26 protein-coding genes are annotated in these 25,348 nt (G+C 66.9%); 4 read left to right on the top strand and 22 right to left on the bottom strand.

All coding sequences use genetic code 11. The features are described from left to right. Positions 1–3: 3 nt before the first annotated feature. From AC5QAH_RS04310 to AC5QAH_RS04300, 3 genes are all read right to left on the bottom strand, one after another. On the bottom strand, positions 4–534 hold the full coding sequence (locus tag AC5QAH_RS04310) for an RNA polymerase sigma factor (protein ID WP_019337777.1): 531 nt from the start codon (positions 532–534) through the stop codon (positions 4–6). A 16-nt stretch (positions 535–550) separates the two neighbouring features. Then, a complete protein-coding gene (locus tag AC5QAH_RS04305; protein ID WP_191849485.1) occupies positions 551–1,231 on the bottom strand; it encodes a TonB C-terminal domain-containing protein in 681 nt (226 codons plus the stop codon). A gap of 496 nt (positions 1,232–1,727) precedes the next feature. Further along, positions 1,728–2,192, bottom strand: a complete 465-nt coding sequence (locus AC5QAH_RS04300) for an Lrp/AsnC family transcriptional regulator (protein WP_005413654.1) — start codon at positions 2,190–2,192, stop codon at positions 1,728–1,730. A 127-nt stretch (positions 2,193–2,319) separates the two neighbouring features. On the opposite strand from AC5QAH_RS04300, the gene AC5QAH_RS04295 reads away from it, so the two are divergent. From AC5QAH_RS04295 to AC5QAH_RS04280, 4 genes are all read left to right on the top strand, one after another. Beyond that, on the top strand, positions 2,320–3,051 hold the full coding sequence (locus AC5QAH_RS04295; protein ID WP_010485324.1) for an AzlC family ABC transporter permease: 732 nt from the start codon (positions 2,320–2,322) through the stop codon (positions 3,049–3,051). Then, complete coding sequence (locus tag AC5QAH_RS04290; RefSeq protein ID WP_010485323.1) at positions 3,048–3,362, top strand: AzlD family protein; 315 nt, start codon at positions 3,048–3,050, stop codon at positions 3,360–3,362. Before AC5QAH_RS04295 ends, AC5QAH_RS04290 begins: the two co-directional genes overlap by 4 nt. 171 nt (positions 3,363–3,533) lie before the next feature. Further along, on the top strand, positions 3,534–3,962 hold the full coding sequence (locus tag AC5QAH_RS04285) for a PAS domain-containing protein (RefSeq protein WP_010485321.1): 429 nt from the start codon (positions 3,534–3,536) through the stop codon (positions 3,960–3,962). Further along, positions 3,959–5,488, top strand: a complete 1,530-nt coding sequence (locus AC5QAH_RS04280; RefSeq protein WP_495232113.1) for a flavodoxin domain-containing protein — start codon at positions 3,959–3,961, stop codon at positions 5,486–5,488. The genes AC5QAH_RS04285 and AC5QAH_RS04280 overlap by 4 nt, the downstream gene beginning before the upstream one ends. A 93-nt stretch (positions 5,489–5,581) precedes the next feature. Here the strand turns inward: AC5QAH_RS04280 and AC5QAH_RS04275 are convergent, their stop codons facing one another. The 19 genes from AC5QAH_RS04275 to moaA all read right to left on the bottom strand — a co-directional run bounded on the left by AC5QAH_RS04275 (position 5,582) and on the right by moaA (position 25,342). Further along, complete coding sequence (locus AC5QAH_RS04275; RefSeq protein ID WP_019659884.1) at positions 5,582–6,250, bottom strand: ATP-binding cassette domain-containing protein; 669 nt, start codon at positions 6,248–6,250, stop codon at positions 5,582–5,584. Continuing rightward, on the bottom strand, positions 6,240–6,923 hold the full coding sequence (modB, locus tag AC5QAH_RS04270; RefSeq protein ID WP_049455117.1) for a molybdate ABC transporter permease subunit: 684 nt from the start codon (positions 6,921–6,923) through the stop codon (positions 6,240–6,242). Before modB ends, AC5QAH_RS04275 begins: the two co-directional genes overlap by 11 nt. A 3-nt stretch (positions 6,924–6,926) precedes the next feature. Beyond that, positions 6,927–7,670, bottom strand: coding sequence for a molybdate ABC transporter substrate-binding protein (modA, locus tag AC5QAH_RS04265; RefSeq protein WP_049455116.1), 744 nt, complete (start codon positions 7,668–7,670; stop codon positions 6,927–6,929). Positions 7,671–7,689: 19 nt separating this feature from the next. Next, positions 7,690–8,466 (bottom strand): helix-turn-helix domain-containing protein, encoded by a 777-nt coding sequence (locus AC5QAH_RS04260; RefSeq protein WP_010485317.1) that lies wholly within the window; start codon positions 8,464–8,466, stop codon positions 7,690–7,692. An 11-nt stretch (positions 8,467–8,477) separates the two neighbouring features. After that, a complete protein-coding gene (locus tag AC5QAH_RS04255) occupies positions 8,478–9,692 on the bottom strand; it encodes an oxygen-independent coproporphyrinogen III oxidase (RefSeq protein ID WP_019337806.1) in 1,215 nt (404 codons plus the stop codon). Between the two features lie 142 nt (positions 9,693–9,834). Further along, complete coding sequence (locus AC5QAH_RS04250) at positions 9,835–11,166, bottom strand: MFS transporter (RefSeq protein WP_010485315.1); 1,332 nt, start codon at positions 11,164–11,166, stop codon at positions 9,835–9,837. 23 nt (positions 11,167–11,189) lie between these two features. Then, the gene (locus AC5QAH_RS04245; protein WP_495232112.1) at positions 11,190–12,089 is read right to left on the bottom strand and encodes a peptidylprolyl isomerase; all 900 of its coding nucleotides are present in this window, start codon (positions 12,087–12,089) and stop codon (positions 11,190–11,192) included. A gap of 3 nt (positions 12,090–12,092) precedes the next feature. Continuing rightward, on the bottom strand, positions 12,093–12,800 hold the full coding sequence (gene narI, locus AC5QAH_RS04240) for a respiratory nitrate reductase subunit gamma (protein ID WP_010485313.1): 708 nt from the start codon (positions 12,798–12,800) through the stop codon (positions 12,093–12,095). Then, positions 12,797–13,477: a nitrate reductase molybdenum cofactor assembly chaperone gene (narJ, locus tag AC5QAH_RS04235; protein ID WP_010485312.1), complete on the bottom strand. Its 681-nt coding sequence runs from the start codon at positions 13,475–13,477 to the stop codon at positions 12,797–12,799. Before narJ ends, narI begins: the two co-directional genes overlap by 4 nt. Further along, complete coding sequence (gene narH, locus AC5QAH_RS04230; protein WP_495232111.1) at positions 13,477–15,021, bottom strand: nitrate reductase subunit beta; 1,545 nt, start codon at positions 15,019–15,021, stop codon at positions 13,477–13,479. The genes narJ and narH overlap by 1 nt, the downstream gene beginning before the upstream one ends. After that, positions 15,021–18,764 carry a nitrate reductase subunit alpha gene (locus AC5QAH_RS04225; protein WP_495232110.1) on the bottom strand — a complete coding sequence of 1,248 codons (3,744 nt, stop codon included), beginning with the start codon at positions 18,762–18,764 and terminating at the stop codon, positions 15,021–15,023. Before AC5QAH_RS04225 ends, narH begins: the two co-directional genes overlap by 1 nt. Before the next feature lie 72 nt (positions 18,765–18,836). Continuing rightward, a complete protein-coding gene (locus AC5QAH_RS04220) occupies positions 18,837–20,255 on the bottom strand; it encodes a NarK family nitrate/nitrite MFS transporter (protein WP_019337810.1) in 1,419 nt (472 codons plus the stop codon). 144 nt (positions 20,256–20,399) lie between these two features. Beyond that, positions 20,400–20,765 (bottom strand): DUF7009 family protein, encoded by a 366-nt coding sequence (locus tag AC5QAH_RS04215; RefSeq protein ID WP_010485308.1) that lies wholly within the window; start codon positions 20,763–20,765, stop codon positions 20,400–20,402. Next, the gene (gene mobA, locus AC5QAH_RS04210) at positions 20,762–21,304 is read right to left on the bottom strand and encodes a molybdenum cofactor guanylyltransferase (protein WP_019659889.1); all 543 of its coding nucleotides are present in this window, start codon (positions 21,302–21,304) and stop codon (positions 20,762–20,764) included. Before mobA ends, AC5QAH_RS04215 begins: the two co-directional genes overlap by 4 nt. A 36-nt stretch (positions 21,305–21,340) precedes the next feature. Further along, positions 21,341–21,841 (bottom strand): molybdopterin synthase catalytic subunit, encoded by a 501-nt coding sequence (locus AC5QAH_RS04205; RefSeq protein WP_217013496.1) that lies wholly within the window; start codon positions 21,839–21,841, stop codon positions 21,341–21,343. Positions 21,842–21,844: 3 nt separating this feature from the next. Beyond that, the gene (locus tag AC5QAH_RS04200; RefSeq protein WP_017354494.1) at positions 21,845–22,105 is read right to left on the bottom strand and encodes a MoaD/ThiS family protein; all 261 of its coding nucleotides are present in this window, start codon (positions 22,103–22,105) and stop codon (positions 21,845–21,847) included. Further along, complete coding sequence (locus AC5QAH_RS04195; protein WP_049455113.1) at positions 22,105–23,358, bottom strand: molybdopterin molybdotransferase MoeA; 1,254 nt, start codon at positions 23,356–23,358, stop codon at positions 22,105–22,107. The genes AC5QAH_RS04200 and AC5QAH_RS04195 overlap by 1 nt, the downstream gene beginning before the upstream one ends. Next, entirely contained in the window at positions 23,358–24,353 is a 996-nt protein-coding gene (moaCB, locus tag AC5QAH_RS04190) for a bifunctional molybdenum cofactor biosynthesis protein MoaC/MoaB (protein ID WP_071305329.1), read from the bottom strand. The genes AC5QAH_RS04195 and moaCB overlap by 1 nt, the downstream gene beginning before the upstream one ends. A gap of 8 nt (positions 24,354–24,361) precedes the next feature. Next, positions 24,362–25,342 (bottom strand): GTP 3',8-cyclase MoaA, encoded by a 981-nt coding sequence (gene moaA / locus AC5QAH_RS04185; RefSeq protein ID WP_008265266.1) that lies wholly within the window; start codon positions 25,340–25,342, stop codon positions 24,362–24,364. Positions 25,343–25,348: the final 6 nt, after the last annotated feature.

Here is a 25,348-nt window from a genome sequence, read left to right as displayed (position 1 = left end):
CGCTCAGAACCGCACCTGGCGCCCCTGCCCGCTGCGCTCGGCCAGGTAGTCCTGGGCCGCCTTCAGCTCACGCTGCACCAGCCGCAGCGACACACCGAGGTGGTCGGCCACGTCGCGCTGCTGCAGGCCATCGACGCGGATTGCCAGCAGGATGCGGCGACGGCGCTCGGGCATGCGCTGCAGCAGGCCGACCATGTCTTCCAGCGCGAAGTCCAGTTCGGCCGCCTGCGCCGGGCCGGGTGCCGGGTCGGCCATGTCCATCAGCGTATCCACCTCCTCCAGGCTCAGCAGGCGGTGGTCAGCACGTTGGCGGTCGATCACGGTGTTCATTGCCATGCGCAGCAGGTAGGCCGCGGGGTTCTGCACGGCGTCCAGGCGGTCACGGCGCGCGCTCAGGCGCATCCAGGTGTCCTGCAACGCGTCGCCAGCCAGCTCTTCCGAGCCCAGCTTGCGCACCAGCCGGCGCTTCAACTCATCGTAGGCACCCAGAAGGTGGTCCATCAGGTCAACTGCCCCAGCCGTACCGTTGCTCATGTTCGAATCCTTGAAGTCATGGAAGGGGCGCGCGCCGGCCACAGTCGTGGTCGGTGCCGGAAGGACGGATCTGCAGCGTCACCGGCTGTGGCAGCGCAGCGGCATCGGGCGCCAGCACCAGGCCCTGCAGCGCCTGCAGCAGGCGCGCATCGCGGCGGGCGCTGCCACTGCCTGACAGCAGCTCGGGCTCGCTCACCTGGCCCGCGCCGTCGATGCGGAAGCGCAGCGTCGCGGCATAGCGGCCGGGCGCGATCTCCGGGTCGTCACAGAACGCCGCACGCAGCCGCTGCTGCAGGCCGCCGTAGCGACGCCGACGTTCGGCCTCGGGAAGTTCGGCGCCAACACCCGATTCAGCGGCCGAGGGCGCGCCCCGGCGCAGCACCACGCGCTGCTCGCCGATCACCTCGGCCTCGATACCGGAGTCCTGCAGCAGCACCTGCAACGCAGGCAGCGGCGCCAGGCTGGCGCGCAGCGCATGGCTGCTGCGGCCTGCGGCAAGATCGCCCGGGTACATCACTGACCACCCACTGATGACGCTGAAGCGCTCGACCGCCTGTTCCAGCGGCTGCGCAGGGATGTCGTAGGCATGAACAGCGTCCTGCGCGACAGCGGCAAAGGACAGCAGCAGCCATGCGGCGATGGCCACCTTCCAAGTTCTGACCGCATGGTGTCCATTCAGCCCCCTGACGTAGAACACATGACCCTCGGCAGCGACAGCAGCTGCAGTGGACGCGCACCACGACCGGAACCCCGGCCCGCGCGCGACCCGCAAGCGGGCTCAAACCGTACCGGGGGCACATGTCATTGCGATGACCGCCGCCCACAGCCTGGCGTCGAGCCAGGCTCCGTAGAGCCAGTCACGCATCAGGAATCAGTGAATCGAACAGACCACGCTATCTCCGCATGGGGGTCAGAGCCCATTGCGAAGCAACGGGATCCAACCCCGACAGATCGCGGGGAACTGTCAGGCAGCGGGGCGGTGTGGCCAGGCAGGACCGTTGGCGCCATGGATGGCGCCATCGAGCCCCCAAGGAAGGGTTTACGGCGTGTCCTGCCTGGCCACACCGCCCCGCCGCCCCACGGAGCATCGCTGTTGCTGTTGCTGTTGCTGTTGCTGTTGCTCCTGAGGTTGCCGGCCCGCGGCCGGCACTACCCGCGGGTGCCGGGTGCAACCCGGCCGCAAACCCCACCGCTCAAAGCGGCAACTGGGTCGTCTGCTTGATCCGCTGCATCGGAATCTCGGTCTTGGTGTTCTGCACCCCGGCAATCCGGTTCAGGTGCTGCATCTGGAACTGCCGGTAGGCATCAAGGTCCGCCACCGCCACCCGCAGCAGGAAATCGCAGTCGCCCGCCATCAGATGGCATTCAAGCACTTCCGGGAAAGACTTGATGCTGTTGATGAAGTGGTTGGTGGTGTCCTCGTCCTGCCCGCGCAGCCAGACCCGCACGAACACCGTGAAGCCACGGCCCACCTTGGCCTCATTCAGCAGGGCAACGTAGCGGTCGATGTAGCCGCCCTCCTCCAGCAGCCGTACCCGCCGCAGGCAGGCCGACGGCGACAGCCCGACCAGCCGGGCCAGCTCCAGGTTCTGCAGGCGGCCGTCGCGCTGCAGGGCGTCGAGGATGCGCCGATCGAGGTTGTCGAGTTGATACTGCATGCAATTTCGCCCTTGTCACTTCTGGCCGCATGAAATATCAATCATCCGGAATCCAGTGGCATCAACGCAACCCGATTTCGCGATTGGACCGCTAGCATGGGCCACCCCCACCTTGTTGTGCCGTTCGATGGACGCCCGTACCACCCTCCCCCTGCCCGACACCTGCGATACCGCCCCGCGTGCCGAATTCCTGCGCGGCCTGCGTGCCGCCGTGCCGGTGATGATCGGCTTCATTCCGTTCGCCCTGGTGCTCGGCGCGCAGGCGGCCCAGAAAGGCCTGAGCGCACTGGAAGTGCCACTGATGACCGGCCTCAACTTCGCTGGCGGCTCGGAGTTCGCCGCCGTCGAACTGTGGACCTCGCCGCCGCATATCGCACTGATCGTGGCGATCACCGCGCTGGTCAACAGCCGCCACCTGCTGATGGGCGCCAGCCTGGCTCCGCTGCTGCAGCATCTGCCGCGCCGCCGGGTGCTGCCGGCGCTGTTCTTCATGTGCGACGAAAGCTGGGCGATGGGGGTTGCCGATGCGCGCCGCCGTGCGCTCGGCTTCAGCCTGGCCTATTACCTGGGCGTTTCGGCAGGGCTGTACACGGTCTGGGTGGCCTGCACGGCACTGGGCGCGATCGTCGGCCCGATGTTGGGCGACATCCATGCCTACGGTTTCGACATGGCCTTCCCTGCGGTATTCCTGGTGCTGCTGCGCGGCATGTGGCAGGGCATGAAGGCAGCACGGCCGTGGCTGGTCAGCCTGATCGTGGCCGCCGCCACCTACCTGCTGATCCCGGGCGCGTGGTACGTGGCCAGCGGCGCACTGGCCGGCCTGGCGGCCGCCTGGCTGCTGGCGGAGGACGCGGAATGATCTTCAATGGACTGATCCACTGGACCTCGGTGCTGACCATCGTGCTGATGGCCGCCGCCACTTACCTGACCCGCATCGTCGGCTTCCTCGCGCTGCGCAACCGCACGTTGAGCAGGCGCGCCGTGACGGTGATGGAAGCTGCGCCGGGCTGCGTGCTGATCTCGGTGATCGCCCCGGACTTCGTCGCCGACAAGCCCGCCGACCTCGCCGCGCTGGCGATCACCCTGCTGGCCGCCACGCGGCTGTCGATGCTGCCGACGGTGCTGATCGGCGTGGTCTCGGCCGGGGTGCTGCGCTATCTGATGGGCTGAGGCGCTCGCTCTGGCGTGGGCTCGGTTCTACATGGCATCTCCCTGCGACACCCGGTCGCAGGCCATCGCATCACCCACTTGATCAATGTCAAACCGCCCGCCGCCGCGCGGGCGTATTTCTATGCAGGACCCGAACACGCCGGCGTTACCGGCATCCACAAGGACCCTGCGATGAGCTACACCCCCGACAACGTCCAGCTTCTGAACGCCATGCAGAACGTCATGGTGATCTCCACCACCGACCTGCAGGGCAATATCACCTATGCCAACGACCTGTTCTGCACGCTCACCGGCTTCGCCCGCGAGGAACTGATCGGCCAGCCGCACAGCATCGTGCGCCACCCGGATGTGCCCAAGGCGGTCTACAAGGACATGTGGGACACCATCAAGGCCGGCAAGACCTGGACCGGCATCGTGCCCAACCTCGGCAAGGGCGGCGTGCTCTATGTGGTCGATACCACCGTGCAGCCGCTGTTCGACGCCGACGGCAACATCACCTCGTACATCAGCATCCGCCGCGTGGTGAACGACCTGATGCAGAACTACGACCTGGTCGAGTTCAGCAAGGAAAAGTTCGACGACTTCTACGAGGCCGCGTGAACGCCCTCCCGGCCAGTACGCCCTTCAGCCGCCTGCTGGTGGGTTTCGCGTCCGAGTCGGGCAACGCCCGCGCCCTGGCCCAGCGCCTGGGCGCGGACCTGCAGCCGCACGGGCCGCAGGTGCTCCCGTTCAACGACATCGACGTGGCCAGTCTCGGCCACGGCGATGTGCTGCTGGCGATCTCCAGCTCGTTCGGCGATGGCGAACCGCCGGCCAATGGCGAGCAGTTCTTCGAAACACTGCGCCAGACCCCGACGCTGCGCGGCCTGCGCTATGCGGTGTTCGGCCTGGGTGACACCGGCTACCCCAGTTTCTGCGGCTTCACCAAGGCGCTGGATGTAGCACTAAGCGAGCGCCAGGCCCAGCCGCTGCTGCACCGCGTGGACGCCGATCTGGGCTACGAGCAGTTCTTCCAGCAATGGCAGCCGGTGCTGGGCCAGGTGCTGGATGGTGACCTCAGCGCTGGCCAGGACCTGCGCCTGCAGGTCACCGCCTATGGCGAAGACAATGCCTTTGCCGCCCCCATTCTCGAACGTCGCCGCTTGAACAGCAGCGACCCGGCCGCCTGGCACCTGCAGTTGGACATTGCCGGCAGTGGCATGGCCTACCGCGCGGGCGACACCCTGCACGTGGTACCCGAGAACGACCCTGCCCTGCTGCAGGCATTGACCACCTGGTACGGCGACACGGCCGCCGTGGCCGCCCTGCACGACCGCGAGCTGCGCCTGCTGAGCAAGGGCGTGCTGCGCGAACTGGTCAAGCTCGGCGGTAGCGAGGTACTGAAGGGCCTGCTGAAGGTCAGCCAGAAGCGCGAACTGGACGCCTACCTGCACGGCCTGGACCTGCTGGATGTGCTGCAGGACCACGCCACGCCGGACAGCGTGCCGCTGGCCCGGTTGCGCGAACTGCTTTCACCGCGGCTGCCGCGCGCCTATTCCATCGCCTCGCACCCGTGCGACGACCAGCTGAGCCTATGCGTGCGCGAAGTGCGCTACACCCTGCGCGGCCGCGAACGCGTCGGCACTGCCACCGGCAGCCTGCTGCATGGCGGCGACCATGCCCGTGTGTACTGCCGCTCCAACCCCGGCTTCCACCTGCCCGATACCGGCGAGGCACCGCTGCTGCTGGTCGGCACCGGCACCGGCATCGCGCCCTTGATGGGCCTGATGCAGGAACTGCAGGCCAACGCCTGCGAACGTGAAGTGCACCTGGTGTTCGGCGAGAAGCATCGCCAGCACGACTACCTGTACCGCGACCAGCTGCAGGACTGGCACACGCGTGGCGTGCTGGCCGGCCTGCATACTGCGTTCTCGCGCGATGGCACCGAAAAGGTCTATGTGCAGCATGTGCTGCAGCAGCGCGCCAGCGAAGTGCGCGACGTCCTGGCCCGCGGTGGGCATCTGTACCTGTGCGGCAGCAAGCGCCACCTGGAAGGCGCGGTGCGCGAGGCCATCGATGCCGTCGCGGGTGCAGGGCAATGGGACGCGCTGCGGAATGAAGGCCGCACGCACTGTGAACTGTATTGATCCGTTGATCCTGTAGAGCCGAGCCCACGCTCGGCTGCTGTTGGCGGTGTCGCGCAGAGCAGCCGAGCATGGGCTCGGCTCTACAGGTGCAGGTCAATCGCCGACGATGCGGCCGTCGACCACGCGCGCCACCTGCTGGCCGAACATGGCCACGTCCTGCGGGTCGTGGCTGATCAGCAACAACGGGATGCCGGTCCGGTCCAACACGGTTTCCAGCTCCTGGCGCAGGTGCTGGCGCAGGTCGTGGTCCAGTGCGGAGAACGGCTCATCCAGCAGCAGCGCCTGCGGCTGCGTCACCAGGGCGCGCGCCAATGCAGTGCGCTGGCGCTGGCCACCGGAGACCTGCGAGGGCAGCAGATCGCCCACCGTGTCGATGCGGAATGCGTGCAGCCACTGCTCCACCGCATCGAAGCGCTGGCGCGCGCGCGGATTCAACCACCCGCGCTCCAGCCCGAACGCCACGTTCTGGCGCACGCTCAGGTGCGGGAACAACGCGTAATCCTGGAACACGTAGCCCAGCCGGCGGCGCTGCGGCGGCAGATCCACGCCGTTGGCCGCATCGAACAAGGTCTGCCCCTGCACGCGCACATGTCCCTGCCCGGGCCGCAGCAGCCCGGCCACCGCCTTCAGCGTCAGGCTCTTGCCGGCACCCGAGGGTCCGAACAGCACCACCTGGCGCTGCGTGCACTGCAGCGATACGTCCAACACGAAATCCTGGCCGGCCGCCCGCAGGCGGCGCTGCACCTGCAGGTCAAGCCACATCACGCAGCTCCCGGCGACGTCCGCCCACCAGCCGCGCAGCCAGCAACAGGATCACGATGCAGACCACCGAGGTCAGGATCACCAGCGCATTGGCCCTGCCATCCTGACCGGCCTGCACCGCCTCGTAGATGGCAATCGACAGCGTCTGCGTCCGGCCGGGAATGCTGCCCGCCACCATCAGCGTCGCGCCGAACTCGCCCATCGCGCGTGCAAACGCCAGCAACAGACCGGCAAGAATGCCACGCCAAGCCAGCGGCAGCGTGATGCGGAAGAACACCGCGGCTTCGGACACACCGAGCGTGCGTGCGGCTTGTTCCAACTGCCCGTCCACTTCCTCGAACGCCGCGCGCGCAGGCTTGAACACCAGCGGGAGCGAAGCCACCGCCGCAGCGATCACTGCAGCCTGCCAGGTGAACACCAGGTTGATACCGAACCACGACTGCAGCCACGCGCCGATCGGGCCATTGCGGCCGATCAGCACCAACAGGTAGTACCCCAGCACCGTCGGCGGCAGCACCATCGGCAAGGTCAGCAACGAATCCAGCAGCTCACGGCCTGGAAAACGCCGACGCGCCAGCAGCGCGCCCAGTGCTACGCCCAGCACCAGGTTGATCGCGGTGGCCCAGCCAGCCACCTTCAGCGACAACCCCAATGCGCTCCAGTCCAGATCCATGCCTCAGGGCTTGCCGAACCCGTGTTTGGCCAGGATCGCCTGGCCCTGTGCCGAACGCAAGAAGGCGGTGAAGCGCCTGGCTTCCGCCTGCTGTGGGCTGGCCTTGATCACGGCCAGCGGATAGGCAATGCGCCCTGCCACCGGCACCGCGAAGGCACGGCGCACGCGGTTGGGCATCGCCTGCGCATCGGTGGCATAGACGAAGCCGGCATCCACTTCACCGCGTGCCACGTAGTCCAACGACTGGCGCACGTTCTGCGTGGTGATGGCCTTGCCCTGCACCGACGGCCACAGGCCCGCCACTTCCAGTGCACCCTTGGCATAGCGGCCCACCGGCACGCTGTCCGGGTTGCCCAGTGCGATGCGCTGCACACCAGCACCGGCCAGGTCCTTCAAGGTACGCGGCGCCGCCTTGGCCTGCGGCGGCACCACCACCCACAGCGCGTTCACCGCGAACACCTCGCGGGTGCCGGCCGCCAGCAGATCCTGCTGTTCGGCCTGGTCCATCGTGGTTTCATCGGCCGACGCGAACACATCCACCGGTGCGCCGCGGCTGATCTGCTGCAGCAGCACGCCGGAGGCGGCGAAGTTGAAATCCACCTTGGTTCCCGGGTGCGCCTTTTCGTAGGCCGCGCCCAGTTCACGGAAGCTCTCGGTCAGGCTTGATGCCGCCGACACCGTCAGCTCGGCCGCCCAGGCCGGCACCGTGGCCAGCAGGCCCAGCAACAACAGTCCAGCTCGCTTCATCGTCGGCTCCCGGCCAGGTTCAGTTCGGATCGGATTCGTCGGCCACCGCCAGCGCTGCCAGGCGCTCGGGCTGCAGCAGCAGGATCTCGCGCTGCTTCACCGCGATGATCCCATCATCGCTCAGGCGGCGCAGCACGCGGCTGGCGGTTTCCGGCGCCATCCGCAGGTAATTGGCGATCTCGGTACGCGCCATCGTCAGGTTGAAGCGCGTTGCGGAAAAGCCGCGCCGCGCGTAGCGCTCGGACATGTCCAGCAGGAACGCAGCCATGCGTTCTTCGGTACGGTGGTTGGCGGCCAGGGTCGCGACCTTGCCGATCTCCGCGCTGAGCAGGCTGAACAGCTTGGCCTGTAGCCCCGGCATGCGGGTGGCCAACAGGCTGAGCTTGGGGAACGAGATGCGGCACAGGTGCACGGTGTCCAGCGCCACCGCATTGCAGGGAAAGCGTGAACCGTGGATCGCGTTGAGGCCGATCACTTCACCCGGCAGGCTGAAGCCCAGCACCTGCTCGTTGCCCTGGCTGTCATCGACGAAGGTCTTGACCATGCCAGCGCGCACCGCAGCAATCGAATCGAACGATTCGCCAGCGCGGAAAATGTAGTCACCCGCATGGAACGGACCGACATGGTCCACCAGCACGTGCAGATCGCCCAGTGCTGTCTTGTCGTAACCCTGCGACATGCATGCGTCGGAGAACGCACAGGTGCTGCAGAAGTGCAGTGCGTCGCCATCATCGGCGGCGGCGGGGTTGGGTGTGGCCCGGCCGAGACGGCCCTGCGAAGGCGGAATTGAAGACATCGGTGCAAGACTCAAGCGATGGCGGCCGCCGGCCGGAAGCATGCGGCCATCATACGCCACAGCAGGCGCCCTTCTTCGGCCAGGCGCAGTACGCGCGCATCCCACTGCGCCCAGCCGCGTGCCAGCAACGGCGACAACGCGGGCAGCTGGTCGGCAAAACATTCCTCGAACGGTTCATCGTTGCGCCACTCGAAGGCAGCCGCATCGAGGGCGTGGTCACAGGCGATGCTCTGCGCCACTTCGGCCACCAACCGCTCGTCCTCGGACAGGATCAACCCGGCAGACACGCCCATGTGCCCGGCCTGCAGCCGCGCACGCCATTCGCCCAGTTCGTCCTCCAGCCGGTAGAACACCTCGCCGATCTGGCTGCAGGCGGACAGCCCAAGGCCGATGAAATCGCTGCGGTCGCGGCGTGGCACACCGGCAAGATCGCAATGGCGCTGGCCATCGCCCGGACCGTGCGGGTTCGGCAGATCGCCGCGCTGATAGTGATCGCCACCAATCGGTTCGTAACCCGCAGCGCGCAGCAGGCGCCAGGCCTGCAGCCAATGGACGGCCGAGGGATGTTCCGGCAGCGCACACGGCGCCGGCAGCAGGATGCGCTCCGGCGCCTCGGCCAGCACCTCGTGCAGCCGTTCAATGAAGCCGGCGTCCTCGCTGCCGGGTACCCGCAACTGGTAGTAGCGCGCGGTGAAGCCCACCTGTCGCGCCTGTGCCAGCAGGGTCGGCCCCGGTGCATCGGCACGATCGATCACGTTCAAGCGGGTGCAGCCCACCGCACGCAGCTGCGCCGGCGCCAGCGCGCTGCCTGCGTCCAGCCGCACCTCCACCTGGGGCCGCGCCACGGTGCGCAGGTGCTGCGGCACCGCATCCAGCAGCTGGCCCAGCTGCGGCGGCGGCAACGTCTCGGCCAGCCCCAGCTGCAGCACCATCGCCACCACTTCACGGTCCTCGGCCAGCGCGTCGGCCTGCAGCCGCAGCGCCAGCAGCAGGGTATCCAGATACGCCTGCGGTGGCGCATCGCGTCCGCCACGGCCGGCCTGGAAGCCGAGCGTCAAGCCACGCGGGATCAGGTGCTCGTTGCTGGCGCGCACGGCGGCGCGCCACCCGCTTTCGCCAAAGCCGGTGCTGAACTGGTCAGCCGGCGGAAACAGCACGTGCCGGGGCTGCCGCAGCAATGCCGCCTGCAGCGCAGTGTCCTCGCTCTCGTCAACGTGGAAGCTCATGGCAGACATCTTCGGGCGTTCCTCTTCGCGTGGCCCTGATTGAAATCAAGCGCGGCGCATCTGATGGTTGCTGCCGGCCAGCGGCCGGCACTACCACTTCACCCACCATTTGGTAGTGCCGGCCGCTGGCCGGCAAACACCTTCACCCGCCGCGCACCCGCTCGGCGGCGGCCGCATCGATGGCTTCGGGCAGATCGGTTTCGCGGTCGATCTGCGGGAAGTGGCGGCGTTCCATGCGACGGATCGCAAAGTGCATCCACGCCAGTGCAGCCGCCACCAGCACGAACAGCAGCATGAAGCAGCTGCTCCAGATGCCCACCGCGTCATTCAGCGCGCCAAACACGATCGGCAGGATGAAGCCACCCAGGCCACCGATCATGCCGACCACGCCGCCCACCGCACCCACGTGCCTGGGGTAGTACACCGGAATATGCTTGTAGACCGCGGCCTTGCCCAACGACATGAAGAAGCCCAGCACGAACACCAGCACGGTGAACATCACCACCCCGATGGCCAGATGGAAGTGGATCGGGCCATGGATGCCCTTCACCACATACTCGGTATCCGGGTAGGCCAGCAGGAAGGTGCAGATGGCCGACACGCCGAAGGTCCAGTACATCACCCGGCGCGCGCCCATCCGGTCCGACATCCAGCCACCGACCACGCGGAACAGGCTGGCCGGGATCGAATAGCACGCCGCCAACATGCCGGCGTGGCCCACGTCCATGCCATAGGCGCCCACCAGGTAGTGCGGCAGCCACAGCGCCAGCGCCACGAAGCCGCCGAACACGAAGAAGTAGTACAGCGAGAACCGCCAGACCTGCAGGTTCTTCAGCGGCGCCATCTGCTCGGCGAACGGGACCGGCTTCACGCCCTCGCGGCGGCGCTGCTCCAGCGACGGGTCTTCCTTGCTGAAGAGGAAGAACAGCACCGCGGTAACTGCCAGCGCAACGGCCCAGACCTTGGCGACCATGGTCCAGCCGGCCGCCACCATCACCAGCGGCGCCAGCAGCTTGGTCACCGCCGAGCCAATGTTGCCGGCACCGAAGATGCCCAGTGCGGTGCCCTGCTTGCTGGCCGGGAACCACTTCGAGACGTAGGCCACGCCCACCGAGAAGTTACCGCCGGCGATGCCCACGCACAGCGCGGCAATCAGGAACTGGGTGTAGGTCTGTGCGTAGGTCAGCATCCAGGTGGCCACTGCGCCACACAGCATCACCAGCACCATCACCTTGCGGCCACCGAACTGGTCGGACCAGATGCCGAGGAAGACGCGGCTGACCGAGCCGGTCAGCACCGGCGTGGCGATCAACAGGCCGAACTGGGTGTCATTCAATCCGAGCTGTTGACTGATCTGGATACCGATGATCGAAAAGATCATCCACACCGCGAAGCACACGGTGAAGGCGAACGTGCTCAGCCACAGCGCACGTTGCTGCTGCCCGGCACTGGCGGGGGCAAGGGCCTGGTTCATGAATTTTCCTCGTTCAAGGGGGTTCAGCCGATATCCGCTTCGGCTTCGATCTCATCCAGCCCGCGCACCGGGTAGCGCTCCTGCAGCTGCAGCAGGTAGGCCTGCACCTCGCGTTGCCGTACCTGTAGCTCCAGGTAGTCACGCAGCTGCGGCAGCACCGTTTCGAACGGCTGCGGGTGGCCTTGCTCGCGGGCATCGACGCAGACCACGTGGTAGCCCCAGCGCGATTCCACCGGGAAACCGGCCAGGCCCTCGCGCAGGCGGAACACCTGGCGGTCGAACTCCGGCGTGGTCTGCCCACGCTGCAACCAGCCCAGGTCGCCGCCCTCGCTGCTGGATGGGCATCGCGAATGGCGCAGGGCGAAATCGGCGAACAGGTGCGGCGACTCCTTCAGCAGCCCGACCAGTCGCTCGCCCTCGGTGCGTGCGGCAAAGCGCCCGGCCACATCATCGGCCGGCGCAGCCAGCAGGATATGGCGCAGGCGCACGCGGTCGGGGGAGTGGAAGCGCTCCGGGTTCTGCTCGAAGTAGCGCCGGCAGTCTTCATCGGTCGGCACGCGGTCTTCGATCGCATCTTCCAGCAGTTGCTGGATCAGCACTTCCTCGTCGCTTACCCGGTTGCCCTCCGGCGCCTGCAGCCCAAGCCGCTGCGCTTCCAGGCGCAGCAGCTCACGCACCACCAGTGCACGTGCCGCTTCAGCACGTGACTGCTCCGGGCGCATCGCCCGGTGGTGCTGCATCTCGCGGGCGATGTCAGCCTCGCTGATCGCGGTCTCGTCCACGAACAGCCGGCACGGTGCCGGCTGCCCGAGCGAGCGCGGCCCCTGCGCTGCCGCGTCATGGTGGTGCGAATGCGCCTCGGCGGGAACCGGCGCAGCGGAGTCGATCACGGTGATCGGCAGGAATTTCGGCAGGCTGCCCATGGCTTACTCCCGCGGACCGTAGCGCAGCGTGGCCTGGCGGCGGCGCACCACCTGGTAGGGCCTCCACAGGTAGCTGATCGGAATGCTCCACACGTGCACCAGGCGGGTGAACGGCGCGATCAGGAACAGGGTCAGGCCCAGGAAGATATGCATCTTGTAGACCCAGCTGACGCCTTCGATGTAATCAGCAGCACCGGCACGGAAGGTCACGATGTGCTGCGCCCACTCGGCCAGCTGCACCATCACCCCGCCGTCCAGGTGCCCGGACGAGATGCGGATGCTGTACAGGCCCAGGCACAGCTGCGCGAACAGCAGCACCAGTACCAGGGTGTCACCGAAGCTGCCGGTGGCCCGCACGCGCGCGTTGAACAGGCGGCGTACCAGCAGGATGCTGATGCCGATGAAGCACAGTGCGCCGAACACACCACCAACCACCATCGCCAGCATCTGCTTCTGCGAGGAGGTGATGAAGTGCTCGTACACCGCGTGCGGGGTCAGCAGGCCGACCAGATGGCCACCGAGGATGGCCAGGATGCCGATGTGGAAGCAGTTGCTGCCGATCCGCATGCCCTTGTCCGACAGCATCTGGCTGGAGCCGGTTCGCCAGGTGTACATGGCCTTGTCATAGCGGGCCCAGCTGCCGATCAGCAGCACCGCCACGGCGATGTACGGGTAGTACTGGAAGGCGAATTGATGCAGGGAGTAACTCATGGCTGGACCTCTCGATGCGAAGGACGGGCCGGCGAACGCACGGGCGGCTTGCAGTCTTCGGCGGGGGCTTCGGCGCCGAAGCGCACCGCCTCCTCCTCCCACAAGCGATCCATGGCCTCGGCGGTATCGTCGCGGACTTCCTCGCTGGCACGCTGGCGCAGCGCCTGCAGATCGGCCTTGCCGTCACCGGCTTCGACCAGGATCTCGAACAGCACCCGGTGCGGCAGCTCACGCTCGGCGGCACGCGCCGCCAGCATCCCGGCGATATGGCCGATGTGGTGCAGCCACTCGCGGGCCTCGCTGCCGGGGCGATGGGCCAGGAACTCCAACAGCAATGGCAGGTAGTCCGGCAGCTCCCGCGCATCCAGTTCGAAGCCGTTGCGGCGGTAGGTTTCGACCAGGTCGACCATGGCCTGGCCGCGGTCGCGCGACTCGCCATGGATGTGTTCGAACAGCAGCAGGCTCATCGAGCGGCCGCGATCGAAACTGGCCAGCCACGCCGCCTGCGCATCCAGCGCATCGGTGGCCAGCAGCTGCTGCACGAAGCTGCGCAGCTGCTGGCGGCGGGCGGCATTCAACGCCGGGGCGTCGCAGGCGGCGAGCAGTTCCTCGCCGTGCTGCCACAGTTCTTCACGGGGGTAGTCCAGCAGCACCCCGACCAGCTTGAGCACGCTCATCACACCACCTCCTTGCGGCGGTGGTTCGGGCCCTTGTCCACCACGAAGGTGGTGGTCTTGCGCTGGCCGAACAGGTCGGCCGGGCTGTCACCATTGCAGCCGTTGCCGAAGGTGAAGCCGCAGCCGCCGCGCTCGCCGAAGGCGTCGTTGGCGTACTCGCGGTGGCCGGTCGGAATCAAGAAACGGTCCTCGTAGTTGGCGATGGCCAAGTAGCGGTACATCTCTTCCACCTGGGCGATGCTCAGCCCGGTCTGTTCCAGCACGGCGGTATCTTCCACGCCGTCCACGTTCTTGGCCCGGCGCCAGGCACGCATCGCCATCAGCCGCTCCAGCGCGCGTACCACCGGCGCCTCGTCACCGGCCGTCAGCAGGTTGGCCAGGTAGCGCATCGGAATGCGCAGCGACGCCACGTCCGGCAGCTCGCCGCTCATGCCCACGCGGCCACGCTCGGCGGCGGACTGGATCGGCGACAGCGGCGGCACGTACCAGACCATCGGCAGCGTGCGGTATTCCGGGTGCAGCGGCAGCGCCAGCTTCCAGTCGATCGCCAGCTTGTACACCGGCGACTGCTTGGCCGACTCCAGCCAGCTGTCCGGGATGCCCTCCTTGCGCGCGGCGGCGATCACCGCCGGATCGTTCGGGTCCAGGAAGATGTCCAGGTGGGCCTGGTACAGGTCCTTCTCGGCCGGCACCGAGGCGGCCTCGGCGATGCGATCGGCGTCGTACAGCATCACGCCCAGGTAGCGGATGCGGCCCACGCAGGTTTCCGAGCACACGGTCGGCTCACCCATCTCGATGCGCGGATAGCAGAAGATGCACTTCTCCGACTTGCCGCTCTTCCAGTTGTAGTAGATCTTCTTGTACGGGCAGGCCGACACGCACATGCGCCAGCCACGGCACTTGTCCTGGTCGATCAGCACGATGCCGTCTTCCTCGCGCTTGTAGATCGCGCCTGATGGGCACGCCGACACGCACGCCGGGTTCAGGCAGTGCTCGCACAGACGCGGCAGGTACATCATGAAGGTCTTCTCGAAGGCGCCGTAGATCTCCTTCTGCACCTGGTCGAAGTTGTAGTCGCGCGAGCGCTTGCTGAACTCCGAACCGAGGATCTCCTCCCAGTTGGGGCCCCACTCGATCTTCTGCATGCGCTCGCCACTGATCAGCGAACGCGGCCGCGCGGTCGGCTGGTGCTGGCTGTCCTTGGCGGTGTGCAGGTTCTGGTAGTCGAAGTCGAACGGCTCGTAGTAATCGTCGATCTGCGGCAGGTCCGGGTTGGCGAAGATCTTGGCCAGCATCCGCCAGCGACCGCCAGCGCGTGGCACCAGCTTGCCGCTGCCGGTACGCACCCAGCCGCCGTTCCACTTCTCCTGGTTCTCCCATTCCTTCGGATAGCCGATGCCCGGCTTGGTTTCAACGTTGTTGAACCAGGCGTACTCGACACCCTCGCGCGAGGTCCAGACGTTCTTGCAGGTGATCGAGCAGGTGTGGCAGCCGATGCACTTGTCCAGGTTCAGCACCATCGCGATCTGTGCACGGACCTTCATCACACCACCTCCTTGGCGGCGGCCGGTACGGCCTCGCCATCTAGCCAATCCACCTTGTCCATCTTGCGCACGATCACGAACTCATCGCGGTTGGTACCGCAGGTGCCGTAGTAGTTGAAGCCATAGGCCAGCTGCGCGTAGCCACCGATCATGTGGGTCGGCTTGAGCACGATGCGGGTCACCGAGTTGTGGATACCACCACGGGTGCCGGAAATCTCCGAGCCCGGCACGTTGATGATGCGTTCCTGGGCGTGGTACATCATCGCCATGCCCGGCATCACGCGCTGGCTGACCACCGCACGGGCGGCGATCGCACCGTTGACGTTGAACAGCTCGATCCAGTCGTTGTCGACGATGCCGGCACTGCGCGCGTCGTCCTCGCTGATCCACACGATCGGGCCGCCACGCGACAGTGTCTGCATGATCAGGTTGTCGCTGTAGGTGCTGTGGATGCCCCACTTCTGGTGCGGGGTGATCCAGTTCAGCACGATCTCCTTGTTGCCGTTCGGGCGCTGGTTCAGCAGCGGCTCCACCGTGCGCGTGTTGACCGGCGGCCGGTAGCTCATGAAGGCCTCGCCGAAGTCGATCATCCACTCGTGGTCCTGGTAGAACTGCTGGCGACCGGTCACCGTGCGCCACGGAATCAGCTCGTGCACGTTGGTGTAGCCGGCGTTGTAGCTGACGTTGTCGTCTTCCAGGCCCGACCAGATCGGAGAGGAAATGATCTTGCGCGGCTGTGCCTGGATGTCACGGAAGCGGATCGCCTCGTGCTCCTTGCCCACGGCCAGGTGGGTGTGCTCGCGCCCGGTGAAGGTGCCCAGCGATTCCCACGCCTTCACTGCCACATGGCCGTTGGTTTCCGGCGCCAGGTGCAGGATCACTTCGGCCGCGTCGATCGCGGTCGAGATGGCCGGGCGGCCCTGGCTTACGCCTTCTTCGTGCACGGTGTGGTTCAACTTGCCGAGGAACTCGACCTCGTGCCTGGTATCCCAGCTCATGCCCTTGCCGCCGTTGCCCTGCTTGTCCAGCAGCGGGCCGAGCGAGGTGAACTTGCGGTACAGGTTCGGGTAGTCACGCTCCACCACCGTCATCGACGGCATGGTCTGGCCCGGAATGGCCTCGCACTCGCCCTTCTTCCAGTCGGCCACGCCGAACGGCATGCCCAGCTCGTTGGGGGTGTCGTGCAGGGTCGGCACCAGCACCAGGTCCTTCTCCACGCCCAGCACGCCCGGCGCCATCTCGCTCACGGTGCGGGCCACCTCCTTGAAGATGTCCCAGTCACTGCGCGATTCCCACGCAGGGTCCACCGCCTTGGACAGCGGGTGGATGAAGGGATGCATGTCCGAGGTATTGAGATCGTCCTTCTCGTACCAGGTCGCGGTCGGCAGCACGATGTCCGAGTACAGCGCGGTGGTGCACATTCGGAAGTCGAGCGTGACCAGCAGGTCCAGCTTGCCTTCCGGCGCCTGGTCGCGCCACTTCACCTCCTGCGGCTTCACTGCGCCCATTTCGCCCAGGTCCTTGCCCTGCAGCCCGTGGCGCGTACCCAGCAGGTGCCGCAGCATGTACTCGTGGCCCTTGCCCGACGAACCGAGCAGGTTCGAGCGCCAGATGAACATCATGCGCGGGTGGTTCTGGCTGGCGTCCGGGTCGGCGAAGGCGAAGTCCAGCGAGCCGTCCTTGAACTTGCCCAGCGCGTAGTCCGCCGGGGCCACGCCGGCCGCTTCGGCCTCGCGTACCAGCTGCAGCGGGTTGCGGTCGAGCTGCGGGGTGCTCGGCAGCCAGCCCATGCGCACCGCGCGCAGGTTCAGGTCAGCCAGGCTGCCGCCGTACTTGCTGGCATCGGCCAGCGGCGACAGCAGCTCGTCCACCTGCAGCTTCTCGTAGCGCCACTGCCCGGTGTTGAAGTAGAAGAACGAGGTGCCGTTCATATGGCGCGGCGGCTTGCTCCAGTCCAGCCCGAACGCGAGCGGCTGCCAGCCGGTCTGCGGGCGCAGCTTTTCCTGGCCCACGTAATGCGCCCAGCCGCCACCGGTCTGGCCCACGCAACCGCACATGATCAGCATGTTGATCAGGCCGCGGTAGTTCATGTCGTTGTGGAACCAGTGGTTCATGCCCGCGCCGACGATGATCATCGAACGGCCATGGGTCTTGTCGGCGGTACGCGCGAACTCGCGGGCGATCTCGATCACCTGGGCGCGCGACACGCCGGTGATGCGTTCCTGCCACGCCGGCGTGCCCGGCACCATGTCATCGAAGCTCGATGCCACGTTGCCGCCGCCAAAGCCACGGTCCACGCCGTACTGAGCCAGCAGCAGGTCGTAGACCGTGGCCACCAGCGTCTCGCCGCCATCGGCCGTGGCCAGCCGGCGCACCGGAATGTTTCGGTCCAGTACGTCTTCGGCCGGCGCGGCAGTCCAGCCATCGCTTTCAATGCCACCGAAGTAAGGGAAGCTCACCGCCTCGATGCCGTCGTTGGCGTCGGACAAGCTCAGGCGCAGGCGTGTGTCGGCGCCATTGCTGGCCTTCTCTTCGATGTTCCAGCGGCCCTTTTCACCCCAGCGGAAACCGATGGAGCCATTGGGCACCACGATCTGGCCACTGTTCTCGTCGTAGGCCAGGGTCTTCCAGTCCGGGTTGTTGGCTTCACCCAGCCCGCCCAGCTCACTGGCACGCAGGAAGCGGCCCGCCACCAGGCGGCCATCGTCGCGGCGCTCAAGGCGCACCAGCATCGGCATGTCCGAGTACTGGCGGCAGTAGTCCTGGAAATACTGCGAGGGCGAATCGACATGGAACTCGCGCAGGATCACATGGCCGAAGGCAAAGGCCAGCGCCGCGTCGGTGCCCTGCTTGGGGTGCAGCCAGTGGTCGGTCAGCTTGGCCAGCTCGGAATAGTCCGGGCAGATCGCCACCGTCTTGGTGCCGTTGTAGCGCGCCTCGGTGAAGAAGTGCGCATCGGGCGTACGCGTCTGCGGCACGTTCGAACCCCAGGCGATGATGTAGCGGCTGTTGTACCAGTCGGCCGACTCGGGCACGTCGGTCTGCTCGCCCCAGATCTGCGGCGAGGCCGGCGGCAGGTCGCAGTACCAGTCGTAGAAGGACAGGCAGGCGCCACCCAGCAGCGACAGGTATCGCGCACCGGCAGCGTAGGACACCATCGACATCGCCGGAATCGGCGAGAACCCGACCACGCGGTCCGGGCCGTACTGCTTCACCGTGTACAGGTTGGAGGCGGCGATGATCTCGTTGGCCTCTTCCCACTGCAGGCGCACAAAGCCACCCATGCCGCGGCGGGTCTTGTACGAGCGCGCCTTCTCCTTGTCCTCCACGATGCTGGCCCAGGCATCGACCGGGGCCTTGCTCTTGCGGGCTTCGCGCCACAGGCGCAGCAGCGTGCCGCGGATCAGCGGGTACTTCAGCCGGTTGGCGCTGTACAGGTACCAGGAATAGCTGGCGCCACGCGGGCAGCCACGTGGTTCATGGTTGGGCAGGTCCGGGCGCGTGCGCGGGTAATCGGTCTGCTGGGTTTCCCAGGTGACCAGGCCGTTCTTGACGTAGATCTTCCAGCTGCAGGAGCCGGTGCAGTTCACGCCGTGTGTGGAACGTACGATCTTGTCGTACTGCCAGCGGGCGCGGTAACTGTTTTCCCAGTCGCGGCCCTCGCTCTTGGCAAAACCATGGCCATCGGCAAAGGTCTGGGGGTCACGCTTGAAGAACTGCAAGCGATCGAGGAAATAACTCATCGGGGATCTCCCTTTGCGGACATCGGCATCGTGGCTGTGTGTGTCATCTGGCTGCGGTGCGTTTTCATGTCGTCAGCAGGGTGTCTCGGCACCGCGCCGGTAGTACCACCACCAGGTCACGGCCAGGCAGGTGACATAGAAAACAACGAATCCGTACAGCGCCATGTCGGGGCTGCCGGTCAACGTAATGGACGAGCCGTAGCTCTTGGGAATGAAGAAACCGCCGTAGGCACCGATCGCACCGGAGAAACCGACCACCGCGGCCGACTCGATGCTGGCCTGGTGTGCGGCCGTGGCCTTGCCCTCGGCGTTGTCGTTGGCCGACCAGCGCTCATGCAGGGTGCGGAAGATCACCGGGATCATGCGGAAGGTGGTGCCGTTGCCGATGCCACTGAGCACGAACAGCGCCATGAAGCTGAGCAGGAAGCCATGGAAGTTGCCGCCCTGGCCATGGCTGGGCAGGAAGTGCAGCACGCCGAACACCGCCGCGATCATCAGCGCGAACACCCAGAAGGTCAGGCGGGCGCCACCCCAGCGGTCGGCCATGCTGCCGCCCACCGAACGCATCAGCGCGCCCAGCAGCGGGCCGATGAAGGCGTAGGCCAGCGGGTTCACGTCCGGGAACTGGCTCTTCACCAGCATCGGGAAGCCGGCCGAGAAACCGATGTAGGAACCGAAGGTGCCGATGTACAACCAGCACATCAGCCAGTTGTGCTTGCGGCGGAAGATCACCGCCTGCTCGGAGAACGACGAGCGGGCGCTGGTCAGGTCGTTCATGCCGAACCAGGCCGCGATGGCGCACAGCGCGATGGCCGGCACCCAGATGAAGCCGGCGTTCTGCAGGAACAGCGGTGCCCCACCCTCCACCGCGGGCTGCGGTGCACCACCCAGCGCACCGAACACGCCTACGGTGATGACCAGCGGGATCACCGCCTGCGCCACCGACACGCCCACATTGCCCAGGCCGGCGTTCAGGCCCAGCGCCAGGCCCTGCTTCTGCTTGGGGTAGAAGAAGGAGATGTTGGACATCGACGACGAGAAGTTCGCGCCGCCGAAGCCACACAGGATCGCGATGGCCACGAACACCCAGTACGGCGTGGCCGGGTCCTGCACCGCAAAGCCGAGCCAGAGCGTCGGCGCCAGCAGCGACGCGGTGGACAGCGCGGTCCAGCGGCGGCCGCCGAAGATCGGGATCACGAACGAATAGAAGATGCGCAGGGTTGCGCCGGACAGGCTGGGCAGCGCCACCAGCCAGAACAGCTGGTCGGTACTGAAGTTGAAGCCGATCTTCGGCAGGCTGATCGACACCGCCGAGAACAGCACCCAGACCGAGAAGGCCAGCAGCAGCGAGGGGATCGAAATGACCAGGTTGCGGGTGGCAACCCGCTTGCCGGTGCGCTCCCAATAGCCGGGGTCCTCCGGCGTCCAGTCGCTGATGACGCGACCCGGACGGGCAGTGCTGCGGACAACAGGATCGCTACCGACGGTCATACATGGCTCCAAGGCTGTGGAATGACGTGGGTATTGCTTTCAAGTTGTGACCCGTCGTCATGCAGCCATTAGGCCGTGCAGCAACTACGACGGGGTTGATCTGGATCAATCAGGAGCCGGTTTCCACCCTGCCCCTGACAAATGTCAAATCGATGAAGCGGTATTGCGGCGCGTGACTCCGCGCTGGCGCACGCTATCGCGCACGTCTACATCGAACTGCAGCTGAAGCTGGCTGCCATCTTCCAGGGCAATGTCGAATGGCAGGCCATCCCGGCACGGCAGCCGTGCCGCCAAGGCCTCAACTGCCGAGCGCGGCAGTACCAGGCGGCAGAAGGTGCCACCATCGAGCAGTACCGGTTGATCGCCGCCATGCAGCGACACCGCCATGCCCCAGCCCTCGATACCGCCGAAGCGGGTCATGTTCTCGACCGATTCACCGGCCAGCAGGCGCGCCAGTTCGGCCTCATCCAGGCGAAGCCGTACCGATTGGTCCTGCAACTGCACTTTCATGACGCAACATCCTCCCATTGTTCGGGGGTATTGCAGTTGACCAGGCAGGCTTCGTCAACGCTTTCAAGCGCCAGCACGTGCATCTGCAGGCGACGCTGGAACGCCTGTACAGAGCGCGGCCCTTCCGCATCATCCAGCATCGCGGCCAGCACGCTACGAGTGGCATTGTCCACATTCAACAGCATGGGAAAGGGATGCCCGTCAAAGATCGTGCACGCGCCCCGCCCCTCGGCAGCCAGCCGTTGCAGCAGCCGTGGCGCCAGCAACGGCGTATCCACCGCTACCACCCAGGCCGGGCTGTCGGGCATCTGCTGCATCACGCTGTGCAACCCTCCCAGTGGGCCGCAGCGCGCAACCTGATCGGGGATGCCACCGAAGGTCGGATAGTCACCGCTTACCCATACCCGTTCGGCGCCAGCCTGCATCAACAGGCCACGCATGTGTTCCAGCAGCGTGCGGCCCTGCCACGGCAGCAGTGCCTTGTCGCGACCCATCCGGCTGGACAGGCCACCGGCCAGTACGATGCCGTTGATGCTCATCGCAGTAGAGCCACGCCATGCGTGGCTGCGTCGGCATCAATGTTGATGATCATGCGCATGGTCATCGGCATGTCCGGGTTCGCTGTCCACGTGACACAGGCTGCAACCCTCGCTCCACGCGCTGTCGCCGTCCTCGTAATGCTCCTGCTTCCAGATCGGGCACTGGTGCTTGACCACCTCGATCAACTGCCGGCAGGCGCGGAACGCCTCGTCCCGGTGCGGGCTGCCGGCGGCCACCACCACCGCCACATCACCAATGCCCAACCGGCCCTTGGCATGGGCCACATACAGTATCAGCTTCGGGCCAAACGTCGCCTCGACCTCGGCGGCCAACCGCTTGAACTCGTTCAACACCAGCGGCTCGAACAGGTCGTAGGTGATCCCGGTCACCGGCCGGCCGATGTTGACGTCGCGCACCTTGCCGATGAACACGTCGATGCCACCGAAGCCTGGATCGGAGACCGCGGCGATGCCCTCGGCCGGATCGATCGCCGCCTGCGCGCGGTCCACCACCTTCGCGATGATCTTCCCGCTCATCGCTCAGCCCCCGCTCACCGGCGGCAGGATCGCCACCCGGCCATCGTCGGGCAGCGCCTCGTGGTCGCGCAGCACGCGTTGCTGGTCGGCGAACGCCGAATAATCCAGCAGGCCGGCACGGAAACCCGGCCAACGCACCGGCAGCAACTCGCGCAGCGCCTGGCGCAGATCGGCCACGGTGCCACCGGCCACATCCACGGCGATCTCGCGGCTGGCATCCAGATCGGAAAACGCACCGAACAACTGCAGATTCACCTGTTTCATCATGACTCCTGGCTCACCAGCTGCACCGGTTCGTGGTGACCCCAGCCTTGCACGCGCACGAAGGTGCCAGCGCTGGCCAGGTCTCCCTCGGCCTCCAGCACCACCCAGGCGTTGGCCTGCAGCATGGACATCAAACGGAACGACTCCTGCCCGGACAGCACGCGCGCGCTCAGGCGCCCCTGCCCATCCATTTCCACCCGCGCACGCGCGTGGAAGCGCAGGCCCGGCGGCTTGCGCACGTCGGCCTGCAGCGGCAGCTGCAACATGAGCTCCGGCGCCAGCCCCAACAGGCGGCGCAGCACCGGCTCGACGAAGAAACGCTGGCCCACGGCCGCCGACACAGGGTTGCCCGGCAGGCCAAAGTACAGTGCGCCATTGGGCAGCACCGCGAACAGCAGCGGCTTGCCCGGGCGGATGGCCACCTTGTGGAAGACGATGCGCGCACCACGGCCGCGCAGCGCATCGGGAACGAAATCGTAGCGCCCGGCCGACACCGCGCCGGTGCTGATCAGCACCTGCGCGCCAGCGGCCAGCGCTTCATCCAGCACCGCATTGAACGCGGCCACGTCGTCGCCCACCGCGCCCTGCCAGACCACCTCGGCACCGGCGGCCTGCAGGCGGCCGACCAGATACGGCCGGTTGCTGTCACGGATCTGGCCGGATTCCAGCGCCTGCGCCGCCTCGGTCACCAACTCCTTGCCGGTGGCGATCACTGCCGCCTTCGGCCGCGCCACCACCGCCACCTGGCCCACGCCGATGGCATGCAGCAGGGTGCGCGCATTGATATCCAGCACCTGCCCGGCCTGCAGCACGCGCTCGCCTTCGCTCACGTCCTGGCCGCGCAGGCGCACATGCTGGCCCGGCTTCACCGATGCCTTCAAGGCGATGCGGGTCGGGCGTCCCTCCTCGCTGGCGAGGATCTCCACGTTCTCGACCGGCACCACCGTATCCAGCCCGGACGGCATACGTGCACCGGTCATGATTTCCCATGCACCCTCGCCGCCTTCGGCGCCGGCATCGCCGGCCGCCTGCCAGCCCTGCACCGCGAATTCGGTACCGGCCTCGAACGCCGCGCCGTTGGCGCGCAGCGCGAAGCCGTCCATCGCCGAGTTGTCGAACGGCGGCAACGACTGCCCGCTGTGGATGTCACTGGCCAGGGTACGGCCGCCGGCCTCATGCAGCGGCAGGCGCTCGGCCGGCAGCGGCGTGGCTGCGTCCAGCAGGTGCTGCAGGGCTTCGCTGTAGGCAATCATCAGTGGCCACCACCCTCGACCATCGCCAGGGCATGGCCCAGTACCGGCGCCAGGATGTCCAGGCACTGCGCCGCCGCCTTCGGGCTGCCGGGCAGCGCGAACACCAGCATGTTGCCCAGCTGCACCACCTCGGCGCGGCTCAGCCAGGCCATCGGCGTGTGCTGTGCACTCAGTGCCCGCACCATCTGCGCCAGGCCATGTACCGGCCGCGCGTTCAGGGAACGCAGCGCCTCCGGGGTCAGGTCACGCGGGCCCAGCCCGGTACCACCGGTACACAGGCACAGGCGCACGCCCTCGGCGGCCAAGGCCTGCAGGCGGCCCGCCAATGGCTCGATGCCATCGGGCAACACCTCAGCGGCCACCACCTCGCCGCCCAGCTTTTTCAGGCCGGTCACCAGGGTCGGGCCAGAGATATCCTCATAGGTGCCGTCGCTGGCGCGATCGCTCAGCGTGATCACCGCGCAGGCCGCGCCCTCCAGGCCCTTCGGCGCACGCGGCTTGAAACGCGTGCGCTCGGCATCGTCCATGCCGTCGGGGTGCAGCCAGACACCGCGCTTGCCGCCTTCCTTGAACAGCAGGCGGATGCCTTCGATGCGCAGGGCCGGTTCCACCGGCTTGCTCAGGTCGTACAGGGTAAGCAGCGCCGCGTTGACGCCGGCCAGTGCCTCCATCTCCACGCCGGTGCGCGCCTCGCTGGCGCACTCGCACCACACGCGGATCGCCTGCCGTTCCGGTACCGGCGCGCAGAACACCTGCACCAGTTCCAGCGGCAGCGGATGGCACAGCGGCATCAGCATCGAGGCCATCTTGGCGCCCTGCAGGCCGGCAATCTCGGCCATCACCAGCGCATCGCCCTTGGGCAGGCGGCGCTCGACGATCAGCGGATAGGCCACTGGACCGGCATGCAGCTCGCCCACCGCCACCGCACGTCGGCGGGTGATGCGCTTGTTGCGGACATCGGCCATATGGAAGGCCGCATTCAATTCCCCACTCATCGTGTTGCTCATCCTCCGATGGAGGCCAGGTGCGGGGTCAGCCCGGTCTGGCCCTGGTGCAGTCCATGCCCGGCCGCTTTCAGGCCAAGCTGTGTGGTGATGCGTGCCAGCAGTGCGTCATGGTCATCGTCGCTCTGCAGCAGCGGGCGCAGCGGCACGCCGAACTCGCCGAACAGGCACAGCCGCAGGTCGCCCTTGGCGGTCACCCGCAGGCGGTTGCAGCCCTTGCAGAAGTCGCGTGAATACGGGGCGATGATGCCGATGCTGCCGCGATGGTCAGGGTGGCCGAACTCGCGCGCCGGACCGGCATCGGCGGCGCGCGGCCGTTCGTGCCAGCCAGCCGCCAGCAGCTGCTCGATCACCACGTCGGCGCGCAGGTGGTGGCGCTGGAAATAGGCTTCGTTGTCGCCGGTGCGCATCAGTTCGATGAAGCGCACGCTGAAGGGGCGGTCACGCAGGTAGTCCATCCACTGCGGCAGCTCGTCGTCGTTCAGGCCGCGCAGCAGCACCGCGTTGAGCTTGATCGCCGGCAGGCCCAGTGCCTGTGCCAGGGCCAGGCCCTGTTCGATCTCCGGCAGACGGTCATGCCCGGTGATGGTCCTGAAGCGTTCGCGCTGCAGGCTGTCCATGCTCACGTTCAGCGCGGTCAGGCCTGCCCGGTGCCAGCCCGGCAGGCGCCGCGGCAGCAGCGTGCCATTGGTCGTGATGGCCACCTTGCGGATGCCCGGCACTGCCGCCACGGTGGCGATGATCTCGTCCAGATCCTTGCGCAGGCTGGGCTCGCCGCCGGTCAGGCGGATCTTGCTCATGCCCAGCGCCGCGAACGCACGCACAAGGCGCGCGATTTCATCCACCTGCAGGAAGCGCGGGCGGCCATCGGCCTGGTAACCGTCGGGCAGGCAGTAGCTGCAACGGAAGTTGCAGGCTTCGGTCAACGACAGGCGCAGGTACGGAAAGCTGCGTCCGAAACCGTCGGTGAGTTGGCTCATGGCTGG

The organism is Stenotrophomonas sp. YJH_SMC_43 (assembly GCF_059372535.1).
Note: the sequence above shows the minus strand (reverse complement) of the source record. Positions and strands in the feature narration are given on the sequence as shown.